The organism is Acidovorax sp. GW835-FHT14G06 (assembly GCF_058793595.1).
Map to the genome: position 1 here is coordinate 1 of NZ_JBXAGA010000032.1, position 13,591 is coordinate 13,591.

Sequence of the window (13,591 nt, forward strand, 5' to 3'; positions counted from 1 at the left end):
TTGGCGGACAGCACCGTGGCGATGGCTGCCGTCAGTGTGGTCTTGCCATGGTCCACGTGGCCGATCGTGCCCACGTTCACGTGGGGCTTGGTCCGCTCGAATTTTCCTTTTGCCATTTTTCCGACTCCGAAAAAAATCTATATCAACACAACAGGATCTCGGCGCAACCAGAACCGGACGCACCAGAAAATGGTGCCCATGGCGGGAATCGGACCCGCGACCTCTCCCTTACCAAGGGAGTGCTCTACCACTGAGCCACATGGGCAATTGGCGCCGCTCACACAACACCAAAAATCTCTACTCAACAAACCAGCGCAACAAACAATGGAGCGGGAGACGGGAATCGAACCCGCGTCATTAGCTTGGAAGGCTAGGGTTCTACCATTGAACTACTCCCGCGCAGACCACCGGCCTTTGCGAACCCAACTTTGCACTCACAAAGTTAAGCATCACTCTCAACACTGCTCACTCACTGGTGGAGGGGACTGGATTCGAACCAGTGTAGGCGTAAGCCAACAGATTTACAGTCTGCCCCCTTTAGCCACTCGGGCACCCCTCCGGAGAATTTCGAATTATAGCACCAATTTTTCGCACATCCAGAAATTAAACGCGCTTGGCGCTCATCACAAACGCTGGCGGCGTTCGATGCTGCATGTACCGTTGGTGCGGCTGGCGGGGATCGAACCCACGACCCTTGGCTTCGGAGGCCAATACTCTATCCACTGAGCTACAGCCGCATACCTCTGATTAACGCAGCCTTTAATTATTGCATGCGGCAAGCATCCCACCAAACAAAGCCCTGGCGCTCAGCCGCCGCAAGATGCTGCTGGCACCTTCGAGCCCCCTAGCGACAACCCCACCCCACGCAAAAATGCGTCGGTGCTGGCACCACCCACGCCAATGAGATCAAAGCCACCGTCGTTCAGAATCCAGTTACGGATCAAGCCATCAAAAAGGGCATGCAGGCTGATGGCCGCATCCAAGGCCGACATCGACAGCGCCACGCCCTGCGACTCGGCAGCCAACGCAAAGTCGCGCGCCAACTGCTGCGTAAACCCTTCGGAAGCCGCGACATGACGCTCACGCAAGCCCATCAGTTCGCTCACATATTCCACCTTGTACAAAGCAATCTCGAAAACCCTTCGGGTGTGCTCGTCCGAGGCAACGCTACGCAAGACCAGAGCCATCACTGCCCGAAGGCGTTGCACAGGATCAGTACAGGTGCTGTCTTCAAAACTGGCAAAACCTTGCTCCAGCGGCAGAGTGACACGATCCATCATGGCGCCAAACAGATCTACCTTGTCTTTGAAGTGCCAGTAGATCGCGCCACGGGTGGCCCCTGCAGCCTGAGCAATGTCACTCAGAGATGCACGGGACACGCCCTTTTCCCGAAACACCAACTCCGCCGCATCGATCAACCCGTTACGGGTTGCGATTGCATCTTCTTTTGTCCGGCGCGCCATAGTCAAACACCCTGTTGAGTCTCCAAAACCCCTACACCTGCCAAGGGGCATCTGTAGCGGACAATAATTATACATTCATGTCTGTATGTATAATTTCTGATCAAACTGTCGGGACATTGAGCAAAGCGCTCTAGACCCGTTTTCTTTCCGACACCCCCTTTTTTGACGCACATCCAAAGGACTCTCATGCCTCAACTGCGTGACGCATCCGGCACCCCTTACTTGCGTGCCACCACCACCCGACGAGTGATTTCGCTGGCCGCCATCAGCGCAGCGGTATTGCTTGTATCTGCATGTGGCAAGGCAGATGGACAGGCCGCCGGGGCAGGAGGCCCCAAGCCGCCCCCGGTCGAAGTGGGGGTCGTCACTGCCACGCCCGGCGACGTGGGCCTGATCACCGAGCTGCCTGGCCGTGTCGAAGCATCTCGCGTGGCCCAGGTGCGCGCACGGGCCGCAGGCATCTTGCAACAGCGAGTGTTCAAGGAAGGGAGTGACGTCAAGGCCGGGCAGGTGCTGTTCCGCATTGATCCCGCACCCTACGCCGCCGCCGCAGAAAGCGCGCGCGCCAGCCTTGCCAAAGCACAAGCCAATCTCGCACAGGCCAGCGCTCAAGCTGAGCGCTATCGCCCCCTGGTGGCCGCCAATGCCATCAGCAAGCAGGACTTTGTGAACGCAGAGGCGGCCGAAAAACAAGCCCAGGCCGACGTGGCAGCCGCCAAGGCCGCCGTGCGTACCGCGGACATCAACCTCAGCTATGCGAGCGTGACTTCACCGATCTCCGGCCGCATTGGCCGCGCGCTAGTGACCGAAGGCGCCTTGGTCGGCCAGGGCGAAGCGACCGCACTGGCGGTGGTACAGCAGATCGACCCGGTGTACGTGAACTTCACCCAATCGGCCGGCGACGTCTTCCAACTGCGCCGCGCCATGGAAAGCGGGCAATTCAAGCGCGCTGGCGGCAGCCAGGCGGCCAGCGTCAAGCTGGTGCTCAGCGATGGATCTGAATACGCGCAAGCAGGCAAGCTGTTGTTCACGGACTTGTCGGTGGACTCTACAACGGGCCAGGTGACCCTGCGCGCTGAAGTACCCAATCCCAAGGGCGAGCTGCTGCCCGGCCTTTATTTGCGCGTGCGGATTGAACAGGCACAGGCCAGCAACGCCATCACCCTGCCCCAGCAGGCCGTCACGCGTACCCAGCAGGGCGACACGGTCAGCGTGGTTGGCGACGACGGCAAAGTGTCGCAGCGCACCGTCAAGATCAATGCCGCACAGAACAACCGCTGGGTGGTGCTGGACGGACTGAAGGCGGGAGAAAAAGTGATGGTGGACGGATTCCAGAAGCTGCAGATGCTGCCCCCCGGCACGCCCGTAAAACCTGTGCCGTGGCAAGCGCCAGGCGCACAGTCGGCAGCGTCTGCGTCAGCGCCGACCTCGCCAGAAGCGCCTGCGGCACCTGCATCGGCCGCATCCAAGCCATAAGGGGCATTCCAGCATGGCCAAATTTTTCATTGACCGCCCCATCTTTGCGTGGGTGATTGCGCTGTTCATCATGGTGATGGGCGGCGTAGCCATCACGCAGCTACCCATTGCCCAGTACCCGCCGGTGGCACCACCGTCCATCGTCATCAACGCCGCCTATCCAGGCGCATCGGCTCAGACACTCGAAGACAGCGTGCTGTCGGTGATTGAACGGGAAATGAACGGCTCCCCCGGGCTGATCTACATGGAATCAGTGGCGCAAGCCGATGGCTCGGGCAGCATCACGCTGAGCTTTCAGCCCGGCACCAACGCCGATCTGGCGCAGGTGGACGTACAGAACCGGCTCTCGCGGGCCTCGCCGCGCCTGCCTTCTGCCGTGACCCAGCAGGGCGTGCGCGTGGACAAGTCGCGCTCCAACTTCCTGCTGTTCACCATGCTGTCGTCCAGCAACCCGGCAACTGACACCGTGGCCTTGGGCGACTATGCCTCGCGCAATGTGGTGCCTGAACTCCAGCGTCTCAAGGGCATTGGCCAGGCGCAGCTGTTTGGCACCGAGCGCGCCATGCGCATCTGGATCGACCCCGCCAAAATGGTGAGCTACAACCTGTCAGCGGCAGAAATCACCGCCGCCATCCGTGCCCAAAACGCGCAGGTGGCAAGCGGCACCATTGGCGACCTGCCCAACGTCGCAGGCCAGGGCATTGCAGCCACTGTGGTGGTCAACGGGCAACTGTCCAGCGTCGAGCAGTTCGGCAACGTCGTGCTGCGCGCCAACACCGATGGATCCACCGTGCGCATCAAGGATGTGGCACGCGTGGAACTGGGCGGCCAGGCCTATGCCACCGCCGCACGCCTGAACGGAAAGCCCGCCGTGGGCATCGGCGTGCAGCTGTCGCCCAGCGGCAATGCACTGGAGGCCGCCAAAGACGTACGCGCCAAGATGGATGAGCTGTCACGCTACTTCCCCGAAGGCATGAGCTGGAGCATTCCTTACGACAGCTCGCGCTTCGTGGACATCTCCATCAAGCAGGTTGCCGAAACACTGGTGGAAGCCGTGGTGCTGGTGTTCCTGGTGATGTTTCTGTTCCTTCAGAACTGGCGCTACACCATCATCCCGACGATCGTGGTACCGATTGCGCTGCTGGGTACGTTTGCCACGCTGCTGGCTCTGGGGTTCTCTATCAACGTGCTGACCATGTTCGGCATGGTGCTGGTGATCGGTATCGTGGTGGACGACGCCATCGTGGTGGTGGAGAACGTTGAGCGCATCATGAGTGAAGAAGGCCTGTCACCGCTGGAAGCCACGCGCAAGGCCATGCGCCAGATCTCGGGCGCCATCATTGGCGTGACGGTGGTGCTGATCTCGGTGTTCGTGCCTCTGGCATTTTTTGCGGGCTCCACGGGCAACATCTACCGCCAGTTCTCGGCGGTGATGGTGGCATCCATTGGCTTCTCAGCCTTCATGGCCCTGTCACTCACGCCGGCACTGTGCGCCACCCTGCTCAAGCCGGTAGAGGCGGGGCATCACCATGAGAAGACCGGCTTTTTTGGATGGTTCAATCGCGGCTTTTCGCGCACCGCCAAGGGCTATGAAGGTTTTGTGGCACGCATGCTGCGGCGCGCCGCGCGTTATCTGGTGATCTATGCCGCCATCATCGGCGCCGTGACCGTGGTGTACATGCGCCTGCCAACCTCGTTCCTGCCCAGCGAAGACCAGGGCAACATCATCGTCAACGTGCAATTGCCACCTGGCGCCACGCAGGAGCGCACGCTGGCCGTGATGGAGCAGGTCGAAGGCTTCATCCTCAAGCAGCCCGAGGTGCAGAGCATGGTGGGCGTGCTGGGCTTCAGCTTCTCCGGTCAGGGGCAAAACGCGGCGCTCGCATTCGTGACCCTCAAGGACTGGAGTGAGCGCCAAGGCCCAGGCCAGTCGGCACAGGACGTTGCCAACCGCGCCTTTGGTGCGCTGATGGGCATCCGCGATGCGTTCATATTCCCGCTGAGCCCGCCGCCCATTCCTGAGCTGGGCAATGCCAGCGGCTTCACGTTCCGCCTGCAGGACCGTGGCGGCGCGGGCCACGAAGCCCTGGTGAAGGCTCGCAACCAGCTGCTCGGCATGGCGTCGCAGAGCAAGGTGCTAGCCCAGTTGCGCCCCGATGGTCTGGAAGACGCTCCACAGTTGCAGATTGACATTGACCGCGACAAGGCCAGCGCACTGGGTGTGCCTTTTGACGCGATCAACTCCGCGCTGTCCACCGCGCTGGGTTCCAGCTATGTGAACGACTTCCCCAACCAGGGCCGCCTGCAGCGGGTGGTGGTGCAAGCCGACGCGCCAGCGCGCATGCAGCCCGATGATCTGCTGAAAATCAATGCCACCAATAGCCAGGGCAAGCCAGTGCCGCTGTCGGCATTCGCCACCACGCGCTGGGTGACCGGGGCGCAGCAAACCGTGCGCTATAACGGGTATCCGGCCATGCGAATCTCTGGCTCGCCAGCGCCCGGCTACAGCACAGGTGCTGCCATGGCCGAGATGGAGAAGCTCGCAGGCCAGCTGCCGCAAGGCTTCGGGTTTGAATGGACTGGCCAGTCGCGCGAGGAAAAGCTGGCAGGCTCGCAATCGCTCATCCTGTACAGCTTTGCAATCCTGGCGGTATTCCTGTGCCTGGCCGCTTTGTACGAGAGCTGGTCGATCCCGCTGGCAGTGATCCTGGTGGTGCCCCTGGGCGTGCTGGGCGTGCTGCTGGCCACGTTGCTGCGCGGCTATGCCAATGACGTGTACTTCCAGGTGGGCCTGATCACCATCATTGGCCTCTCGGCGAAAAACGCCATCCTGATCATCGAGTTCGCCAAGGACCTGCAAGCCCAGGGCAAGGGCGTGATCGAGTCGGCGCTGGCCGCCGCACATCTGCGGTTCCGCCCCATCGTGATGACCTCGATGGCGTTCGGCCTGGGCGTGCTGCCGCTGGTCGTCGCGTCGGGCGCAGGCTCGGCCAGCCAGCGGGCTATCGGCACCGGCGTGCTGGGTGGCATGGTCACGGGCACCGCCCTGGCCGTTTTCTTTGTGCCCGTGTTCTTTGTGGTGGTGCGCAGCCTGTTCAAAGGCAGCGCACGCCAGCAGGAAATGAACCGCCGCCATGCAGAAGAAGCAGGAGTTGGAACCCATGACTAAGCACCGCAGCACCCCCATCGCGCTGGCAGCGGCCACAGCGGCTGCGCTGTTGGCTGGCTGCTCGTTCATACCGACTTACGAGCGCCCCCAGCCCCCCGTCCCCGCCGCCTACGCCAGCGGGGTGGCAACGAACGCCAGCGCAGCTGTGCAGTCGGGAGCCATGGTGCCTTGGCAGAACTATTTTGCCGAGCCACGCCTGCAGCAGCTGATCGACATTGCGCTGGCCAACAACCGCGACCTGCGTGTGGCCATGCTCAGTATCGAGCAGGCTCGCGCCACCTACCAGGTGCGCCGTGCCGACCTGTACCCGGGCGTCGGCCTGTCTGCCAATGCCAGCCGGGCGCCCGCTACGGGCACGGGCAATCTGACGAACTCGTTCAGCGTGGGCCTGGCCGTATCCGCCTGGGAAATCGACTTCTTTGGCCGCATTGCAAGCCTCAAGGAACAGGCGCTGGCCCAGTACCTTGCCACCGAAGAAGGTCGCAACGCCGCCCAGGTGAGCTTGGTGGCGGCCGTGGCCAACGGCTGGCTGACCTTGCTGGCCGACGAAGAGCTGCTGGACCTGTCGCGCCAGACCCTCGCATCACGCGAGGAGTCGGTGCGCCTGACGAAGATGCGCCTGGATGCAGGCGTGGCGTCCGAACTCGACTTCCGCCAGGCCGAATCCCTCACCCAAGCCGCCCGCGCCACGCTGGCGCAGCAACAGCGGCAGCGCGCGCTCGACGAAAATGCGCTAGTCCTGCTGCTGGGCCAGGCGCTGCCTCAGGATGTGCGCACCAGCCTGGCCGGTGGCAAGCTGGCCAACGCGCCTGCGATGGAAACACTGCCCGCCGGCCTGCCGTCCGAGTTGCTCACCCGCCGGCCGGACATCCGACAGGCAGAACAGCAACTGATCGGAGCCAATGCCAACATCGGGGCTGCGCGGGCGGCGTTCTTCCCGCGCATCGCGCTGACGGCGCAGGCAGGTACGGCCAGTGGCGAGCTGTCAGGCCTGTTCAAGAACGGCTCCTGGGGCTTCACCATTGCGCCGTCGCTGCTGCTGCCCATTTTTGACGCGGGCCGCAATCAGGCCAACCTGGACAGTGCCCGGGTTGGCCGGGAAATTGCCGTGGCGCAGTACGAAAAAGCCATCCAGACCGCCTTCCGCGAAGTCTCGGACGCCCTGGCTGGGCAAGCCACCCTGGGCGAGCAAGCCCAGGCCCAGCAACAGCAGGCCAGGGCAGAAGCGGCTCGCTTGCAGTTGGCCGACCTGCGCTATCGCAACGGCGTGGCCAGTTATCTGGACCTGCTGGACGCGCAACGCTCGCTGTTCATAGCCCAGCAGGCGGTTGTACAGGTGCGGCTCGCGCAGTTGCAAAACCAGGTGTCGCTGTACAAGGCATTGGGAGGCGGTGCACCTGACACCACCGCCCAGACTCCCTCCTGAGCGATCGCCGCCGAGCGTGCGTGGCCTACTTGGGCGCCATGCACGCTCTCGGGCAAACCCGTGGGTGTCTGCGTCAAGCAGGGATGGGAATAACCATCCCCGCAGATATAATTTAAGGTTGATTACACCGAAGCCCCCGATACACCTGAGGACGACATGAGCGACAACCACCACGAAGAAGCCCATACCGGCCCGATCAAGAACCCCAAGCAGTTGCTGGTCGCGGTACTTTTCTCGTTTGTGATTCCGATCTTTGCCATCATTGGCTTGGTCCTGTATGTGACGTCGGCGGACAAGCCCGCTGCCGGTGCTGTCAACCCCGAGAAAGCCATTGCCGAACGCATCCAGAAAATCGGCATGGTCGAGGTGCGCGACGCCAACCGCCCCCTCAAGAGCGGCGAAGAAGTGTTCAAGGCCCAGTGCTCGGCCTGCCATGCCTCCGGCGCTGCAGGTGCTCCCAAGTTTGGTGATGCCGCTGCTTGGGCTGCGCGCATCGGCACCGGGTTTGAAGCCCTGGTGCAGTCGGCCTTGAAGGGCAAGGGCGCCATGGCACCCCAGGGTGGCGGCGACTTCAACGACACCGAAATCGCCCGCGCCGTGGCCTACATGGCCAATGCTGGCGGTGCCAAGTTCGCCGAACCTGCTGCCCCCGCAGCAGCTGCGCCTGCCGCACAGCCGGACGCTGCCCCTGCCGCTGCTCCCGCACCGGCTGCTGCCGCAGCCCCTGTGGCAGCAGCGGCTCCCGCCGTGGCCGTGGTTGCCGCACCTGCAGCAGCCGCTGCCGGCTCTGGCGAGGCTTTGTACAAGCAGGCTTGCCAGGTGTGTCACGCTGCCGGTGTAGCCGGTGCCCCCAAGTTTGGTGACAAGGCCGCCTGGGCCGCTCGCCTGCCCGCAGGCATCGACGCGCTGTACACCAGCGTCGCCAAGGGCAAGGGTGCGATGCCCCCGCGTGGCGGCTCCCAAGCCTCTGACGCCGATCTGCGCGCTGCTGTGGAGTTCATTGCAGCCGCCGCCAAGTAAGGCGGCCCGGTGCCCTGCACAGGCGAGCCAGAAACCCACCCAGAAAGCCGGTCCTTGCGACCGGCTTTTTTCATTCTGCAGCTTATCCAGTACCGCGGTGAGCAGCAGTGACTGCCAGCAACTCCGGGTTGAAGGCGGTAGCGCGGAGCTTCAGTTTGGTTGTGACGCCCTGGCTTGCGACCGGGCGCGCGGGCTGCAGACATACCCGTAGCGTGCCGGAAGGTCCTGCGCCTGCACGTCCTGCGGCGTCCAGCGTCCGTCTGTCACCGCCTCTGCAGCCAGTGCCACATCCAGCGTGTGCAACAGCCCTAGGCCCAGGTCCGTCTCCAGGTACACGCGGCCCTGCTCGTCCAGCAGACAGTGGCGTACCGACGCCTCCCGGCCGGTGTGGCTGACGGCACGCAGGTCCTGCGGCTGCAGGCGCCACACCCAGGGCGTGGCCGCCAGTTCTACGTACACGCGCTGCGGGCCGTTCTGAAAGAACCACTGCCCCTCGATGTCGTGCTCATAGTTGCGCGCAATGAAAGCGATGAGCTTGTCGTGCTGCAGCAGCGACCCTTTGCTGTGCGGAAACGCACCCGCCGCCTGTGTCGCGTCGTCGCGCAAATACCAGTGGCCACGCGCATCCAGGCCCAGCCAGCCATAGCAGTCGGGCACGTTGGGCCATTTGGCCAAGGCCTGTTTGACGATGTCATCCATGGGGAGATTGTGCACCGTGCTGCCCCTGCGCCCCGCTGTGTTCGGCCAGCCACCCTCCCACGGCGTCGGGCATGGCGCGCACATGCCCCGGCGGCAACCCGCGCGGGAACCCCACATGCCCGCCGTGCGGCGGCTGCCAGAGCGTGACGTGGCGTCCCACCTCGCGCATGCCAGGCAAGCTGCCGGCGGGCACAAAGGGGTCATTGCGCGCGTTCACCACCAATGCCGGAATGCGGATGCGGTGCAGCAACGGCTTGGCCGACGCGCGCAGCCAGTAGTCCTCGGTATTGCGGAACCCGTGGACCGGTGCGGTGAACACGTTGTCAAACGCGTACAGGTCCCGCGCGGCCAGCAGCGCCTGCCGGTCAAACAGCCCCGGGTGCTGCGCCAGCTTCTGCAGCGCCTTGGGCACCAGGGTGCGCATGAACATGCGCGTGTACACCAGCCGGTTGAACCCGCGCCCAATGGCGTGACCGCCCGCAGCCAGGTCGATGGGCGAACACACGGCCGCCACCGCATCAGCGCTGCGCGCAGCGTCAGTGCCCACTTCGGCGGCCCAGCGCAGCAGAGCGTTGCCGCCCAGTGACACCCCCACTGCCATCAGCGGCCCCTGGTGGTGCACACGCAGCTGCTGCAGCATCCAGCCGATCTCGGCATGGTCGCCCGAGTGGTAGGCGCGCGGGCCACGGTTGATCTCCCCGCTGCAACCGCGAAAGTGCGGCAACGCGCAGGCCCAGCCGCGTTCGCGCGCTAGGTCGGCAAAGGCTTCGCAGTAATGGCTGCGCGATGAACCCTCCAGCCCATGAAACACCACCAGCAGCGGCCGGGTTGCGTCAGCCGCCACACTGTCCTGCAGAAAGTCCACGTCGATGAAATCGCCGTCGGGCGTGTCCCAGCGCTCACGGCGGTACTCGGGGCGGGGGCCGAACACCCGGCGTGCATACAACGCGGGCCAGATTGTTTGCAGCTGGCCACCGGGGAGCCAGCGAGGCGCTATGTATTTCATAGCTATCGGGGCATATTATGTCGGCGCATGCAGCCAAAATGGCTCAAAGTCCTCACGCCCGTGCCTCAATGCAGCACCGGGCGCTGCGCCAGCACATCCACCTGGGCATCTGGCGCTACGCCCGGGCTGGCGTGGTGTGCCACCATGCGCCAGCCTTCGGGGGTCTTGTGGTAAACGTTGGTGGCCATGACCACGGCCTGGTGCAGGCCGTCGGGCAGCATCACCTCGACCTGCTCGACTACGCTGTGCACGGCACTCGACAGCGCCACGACGCGATGCACCTGCGCCGGTCGGGCACGCACCGTGCCGTGGGAGAACATCGCCTCGAACGCTGCACGAATGGCTGCAGGCCCCAGCAGACGCGGCCCGCCAGGGTGCACACAGACAATCTCGTCATCGTCGGCCCAGCACGACATCAGCAGCTCGAGATCGCCGCGCTGCAGCGCTTCGTAGAACGCAGATTCGGTTTCATCCGAAGAGCCACCCAGGGTGACTGCTCTTGATCGGGCGCGGGGCATGGTGATTCAGGAAGGAAGTGGGTTGGAATGGCGTGACAGGGGCCACGCCAGCCTGCTATTGTGCGGTGACGGCACAAAGCCTTGCTGCGCACTGATTTTGTACGCGCTATGAACGTGCGCCCACCGTAGCACTCCCTCCACAAAGCTTTGCAGTCCTGCCCACCACGGTTTCTGGCACAGTCGTTCCATTTCTCCATCGGCGGACTCCCCATCATGATGATCCAACGTCTTCTTGCCCTCCTCACCTTGCTCGCCGCCACACTTGCTCTGGGCGGCTGTGGCTACAACGACTTCCAGCGCCTGGACGAGCAGTCCAAGGCCGCCTGGAGCGAGGTGCTCAACCAGTACCAGCGCCGCGCCGACCTGGTGCCTAACATCGTCGCCACGGTCAAGGGCGAGGCCAACTTTGAACAGGAAACGCTGACCAAAGTGGTCGAGGCCCGCGCCAAAGCTACCGCGATCCAGGTCACGCCCGAGACGTTGAACAACCCGGAGGCTTTCAGCAAGTTCCAGCAGGCCCAGGGCGAGTTGTCCAGCGCCCTCTCGCGCCTGATGGTCGTGTCAGAGCGCTACCCCACCTTGCAGGCCAACCAGGGCTTTCGTGACCTGCGGGTCACGCTGGAGGGTACCGAGAACCGCATCACCGTGGCTCGCAATCGCTACATCCAGACCGTGCAGGAGTACAACGTGCTGGCCCGCAGCTTCCCCACGAACCTCACGGCCATGGCCTTCAGCTACGCCCCGAAGCCAAGCTTTACGGTAGCCAACGAGGCACAGATTGCCGTGCCGCCCACGGTGGACTTTTCCGCCTCCAAGGCAAAGCCCTGAACAACACCCCTCACGTGCCAATGTGAGCCGAATATGCTGCTAGCGCTTAGAAAATATGCACTAACAGCTATATTATTGATAGCAATATTACCCGCCTTTGGCTGGGCTCAATCGCAGCCACTGGCCGTGCCCGCCCTCACAGGCCACGTCATCGATCAGACCGGCACGCTCTCCGGCACAGACACCCAGGCGCTGGAAGTCCAGCTGGCCACCCTCGAAAAAGCCCACGGGTCGCAAGTGGTCGTACTGATGGTGCCCACCACCGCCCCCGAAGACATCGCCGCCTATGCCAACCGGGTCGGCAACCAGTGGAAGATCGGGCGCCGCGACGTGGGTGACGGTGTGCTGGTGCTGGTGGCCAAGAGCGACCGCAAGATGCGCATCGAGGTTGCCAAGTCGCTGGAAGGTGCCATCCCCGACATCGCAGCAGCACGCATCATCGACGGCGCAATGAAGCCCCGCTTTCAGCAAGGCGACTTTGCCGGAGGCCTCAGCGCTGCGGTCACGCAAATCGGCGCGCGCATTGCTGGCGAGGCCCTGCCCGGCACGGCCTCGGCGCCAGCCGCTGCCATCAGGGGCGACAGTCACGGTCTTTTTGACTGGACGGACTTTGCCATCTTCCTGTTCTTTGGCGTCATGGTGGCCGGCCCCCTGGCCCGCAGCATCCTGGGCGCTGCGCTGGGCGGGCTGGCGTTGGGTGGCGGCGTGGGCGTCCTGGCGTTTGTGTTCACATCCAGCCTGCTACTGTCCGTGGGCGCGGGCGTCATAGCGCTGCTCTACACCTGGTTTTTTGGCGGCAGCAGCGGCCTCATCAGCCTGGGGCATGGCGGGGGAGGCTTGGGAGGCTGGAGCAGCGGGAGTTCAGGCGGTTCCAGCAGCAGTGACGGTGGCGGCTTCAGCTCGGGCGGTGGGGGCGATTTTGGCGGTGGTGGCGCATCGGGAGACTGGTGATGGGTGTTGACAACAGTGAACGACCAACGCATACGCTGTGGCATGCCATCTGGCGGCTGGTCCGCCACCGCTGGCACGACGCCTTCGGTCGATCCGCCATCCCGGCGCCCGCGCTTCAGCGCCTCGGCGCGCAGGTCGCCGCCAGCGAATTGCAGCACACCGGACAGATACGCATCGTGGCGGAAGCGGGACTCCCATGGAGTTACCTGCGCCGCCACGCGAAGGTGCGCGAACGCGCGTTGATGCTGTTCAGCAAACACCGCGTGTGGGACACCGAACACAACAACGGCGTGCTGATCTACCTGCTGATGCCGGAGCATGCGTTCGAGATCGTTGCCGACCGGGGCTTGGCGCGGCATGTGGCTACTGCCGTATGGCAGGAAATGGCGGCTCAGATGTCGGCCCAGTTTCAGCAGGGTCACTACGAAGAAGGCCTGGCACAGGCTGTGGGTGCTGTAGGCGCCCTGCTGGCAAAGCACTTTCCGCGCACCACCGATTCCCCCTGCACCAACGAGTTGCCAGATGCGCCAGTCGTACGCTGAGAGCCTGTGGGCAGCCAGCCCGAGCATTCACACGGCTGCAGGAATCAGCGCACGCTGAAGGCAGCCATTGTGTGAAGGGCAGCTGGGCAGCCTGATAGCGCTTTCAGCCCAATTTCGGCGCGCTTTCCATGGGCACCAGGCCCCCTACATGCCGCCATTTCGCAGACAATTCCGCGAAAAGCGGAGTCGCTGACCTTGCGCGGTCACCCTTGTCACCGGCGTGTGGCATCACAGCCCAACACCTCCTGACCGTCCTGTATTCGTATCCGGGTTATCCATAACCAGTGTCCCCACTGCAGCCGAACCAACGCCCTGCGCCAATGGACTTGCCATCAACGCACCTTTATTGTTTCCAATACTGGAACAGTTAGTTCGCGACCCGGTGGTTTTTCTCTGTAACCCATCGGCGTACAGTCCATCCCATCGATGAGCCGAACCCGCAAGGCGACTCACCGAATCCGGTTCAGGAATGGTTTTTGACCCGGCTTTTTTG

General features: G+C 63.5%; 13 protein-coding genes and 4 tRNA genes. 7 read left to right on the forward strand and 10 right to left on the reverse strand.

Translation table 11 applies throughout. From position 1 onward, the window contains the following. The 6 genes from AC1Q64_RS25145 to AC1Q64_RS25170 all read right to left on the reverse strand — a co-directional run. Positions 1 to 116: GTP-binding protein (locus tag AC1Q64_RS25145; RefSeq protein ID WP_244273727.1), on the reverse strand; the 116-nt coding region annotated here is incomplete at its 3' end. Between the two features lie 74 nt (positions 117 to 190). Next, positions 191 to 265: transfer RNA gene (locus tag AC1Q64_RS25150), tRNA-Thr, on the reverse strand. Between the two features lie 60 nt (positions 266 to 325). Continuing rightward, positions 326 to 399: transfer RNA gene (locus AC1Q64_RS25155), tRNA-Gly, on the reverse strand. 74 nt (positions 400 to 473) lie between these two features. After that, positions 474 to 559 (reverse strand) — tRNA-Tyr (locus AC1Q64_RS25160). Between the two features lie 102 nt (positions 560 to 661). After that, a tRNA-Arg gene (locus AC1Q64_RS25165) sits at positions 662 to 737 on the reverse strand. A gap of 69 nt (positions 738 to 806) precedes the next feature. After that, positions 807 to 1,463, reverse strand: a complete 657-nt coding sequence (locus tag AC1Q64_RS25170; protein WP_291438515.1) for a TetR family transcriptional regulator — start codon at positions 1,461 to 1,463, stop codon at positions 807 to 809. Positions 1,464 to 1,649: 186 nt separating this feature from the next. Here AC1Q64_RS25170 and AC1Q64_RS25175 point away from each other — a divergent pair, with 186 nt between their 5' ends. The 4 genes from AC1Q64_RS25175 (at position 1,650) to AC1Q64_RS25190 (ending at position 8,554) form a co-directional block, all read left to right on the forward strand. After that, positions 1,650 to 2,939 (forward strand): efflux RND transporter periplasmic adaptor subunit, encoded by a 1,290-nt coding sequence (locus AC1Q64_RS25175; protein WP_291438513.1) that lies wholly within the window; start codon positions 1,650 to 1,652, stop codon positions 2,937 to 2,939. Between the two features lie 13 nt (positions 2,940 to 2,952). Beyond that, complete coding sequence (locus AC1Q64_RS25180; RefSeq protein ID WP_291438511.1) at positions 2,953 to 6,108, forward strand: efflux RND transporter permease subunit; 3,156 nt, start codon at positions 2,953 to 2,955, stop codon at positions 6,106 to 6,108. After that, on the forward strand, positions 6,101 to 7,534 hold the full coding sequence (locus AC1Q64_RS25185) for an efflux transporter outer membrane subunit (RefSeq protein ID WP_492253120.1): 1,434 nt from the start codon (positions 6,101 to 6,103) through the stop codon (positions 7,532 to 7,534). The genes AC1Q64_RS25180 and AC1Q64_RS25185 overlap by 8 nt, the downstream gene beginning before the upstream one ends. A 156-nt stretch (positions 7,535 to 7,690) precedes the next feature. Further along, the gene (locus AC1Q64_RS25190; protein WP_492253121.1) at positions 7,691 to 8,554 is read left to right on the forward strand and encodes a c-type cytochrome; all 864 of its coding nucleotides are present in this window, start codon (positions 7,691 to 7,693) and stop codon (positions 8,552 to 8,554) included. Between the two features lie 150 nt (positions 8,555 to 8,704). Here AC1Q64_RS25190 and AC1Q64_RS25195 read toward each other — a convergent pair whose 3' ends face one another. The 3 genes from AC1Q64_RS25195 to AC1Q64_RS25205 form a co-directional block, all read right to left on the reverse strand. After that, positions 8,705 to 9,253 carry a DUF2946 family protein gene (locus AC1Q64_RS25195; protein ID WP_291438506.1) on the reverse strand — a complete coding sequence of 183 codons (549 nt, stop codon included), beginning with the start codon at positions 9,251 to 9,253 and terminating at the stop codon, positions 8,705 to 8,707. Further along, complete coding sequence (locus AC1Q64_RS25200; RefSeq protein WP_291438504.1) at positions 9,246 to 10,259, reverse strand: YheT family hydrolase; 1,014 nt, start codon at positions 10,257 to 10,259, stop codon at positions 9,246 to 9,248. Before AC1Q64_RS25200 ends, AC1Q64_RS25195 begins: the two co-directional genes overlap by 8 nt. A gap of 65 nt (positions 10,260 to 10,324) precedes the next feature. Beyond that, positions 10,325 to 10,777 carry a YybH family protein gene (locus tag AC1Q64_RS25205; protein WP_492253122.1) on the reverse strand — a complete coding sequence of 151 codons (453 nt, stop codon included), beginning with the start codon at positions 10,775 to 10,777 and terminating at the stop codon, positions 10,325 to 10,327. A 216-nt stretch (positions 10,778 to 10,993) separates the two neighbouring features. Here AC1Q64_RS25205 and AC1Q64_RS25210 point away from each other — a divergent pair, with 216 nt between their 5' ends. Genes AC1Q64_RS25210 through AC1Q64_RS25220 form a run of 3 tightly spaced genes read left to right on the forward strand, consistent with a single transcriptional unit; the run spans position 10,994 to position 13,098 of the window. Next, entirely contained in the window at positions 10,994 to 11,605 is a 612-nt protein-coding gene (locus AC1Q64_RS25210) for a LemA family protein (RefSeq protein ID WP_492253126.1), read from the forward strand. Between the two features lie 33 nt (positions 11,606 to 11,638). Next, entirely contained in the window at positions 11,639 to 12,556 is a 918-nt protein-coding gene (locus AC1Q64_RS25215) for a TPM domain-containing protein (protein WP_492253123.1), read from the forward strand. After that, positions 12,556 to 13,098: a TPM domain-containing protein gene (locus tag AC1Q64_RS25220; protein WP_492253124.1), complete on the forward strand. Its 543-nt coding sequence runs from the start codon at positions 12,556 to 12,558 to the stop codon at positions 13,096 to 13,098. The genes AC1Q64_RS25215 and AC1Q64_RS25220 overlap by 1 nt, the downstream gene beginning before the upstream one ends. Positions 13,099 to 13,326: 228 nt before the next feature. Here AC1Q64_RS25220 and AC1Q64_RS25225 read toward each other — a convergent pair. Further along, positions 13,327 to 13,591, reverse strand: a 265-nt coding sequence (locus AC1Q64_RS25225) for a hypothetical protein (protein ID WP_492253125.1), incomplete at its 5' end; no start/stop codon positions are given.

Bases quoted from the DNA above. Each gene is read 5' to 3' on its own strand.
- AC1Q64_RS25170 (WP_291438515.1), bottom strand. From the start codon at position 1,463: ATGGCGCGCCGGACAAAAGAAGATGCAATCGCAACCCGTAACGGGTTG.
- AC1Q64_RS25175 (WP_291438513.1), top strand. From the start codon at position 1,650: ATGCCTCAACTGCGTGACGCATCCGGCACCCCTTACTTGCGTGCCACC.
- AC1Q64_RS25180 (WP_291438511.1), top strand. From the start codon at position 2,953: ATGGCCAAATTTTTCATTGACCGCCCCATCTTTGCGTGGGTGATTGCG.
- AC1Q64_RS25185 (WP_492253120.1), top strand. From the start codon at position 6,101: ATGACTAAGCACCGCAGCACCCCCATCGCGCTGGCAGCGGCCACAGCG.
- AC1Q64_RS25190 (WP_492253121.1), top strand. From the start codon at position 7,691: ATGAGCGACAACCACCACGAAGAAGCCCATACCGGCCCGATCAAGAAC.
- AC1Q64_RS25195 (WP_291438506.1), bottom strand. From the start codon at position 9,253: ATGGATGACATCGTCAAACAGGCCTTGGCCAAATGGCCCAACGTGCCC.
- AC1Q64_RS25200 (WP_291438504.1), bottom strand. From the start codon at position 10,259: ATGAAATACATAGCGCCTCGCTGGCTCCCCGGTGGCCAGCTGCAAACA.
- AC1Q64_RS25205 (WP_492253122.1), bottom strand. From the start codon at position 10,777: ATGCCCCGCGCCCGATCAAGAGCAGTCACCCTGGGTGGCTCTTCGGAT.
- AC1Q64_RS25210 (WP_492253126.1), top strand. From the start codon at position 10,994: ATGATCCAACGTCTTCTTGCCCTCCTCACCTTGCTCGCCGCCACACTT.
- AC1Q64_RS25215 (WP_492253123.1), top strand. From the start codon at position 11,639: ATGCTGCTAGCGCTTAGAAAATATGCACTAACAGCTATATTATTGATA.
- AC1Q64_RS25220 (WP_492253124.1), top strand. From the start codon at position 12,556: ATGGGTGTTGACAACAGTGAACGACCAACGCATACGCTGTGGCATGCC.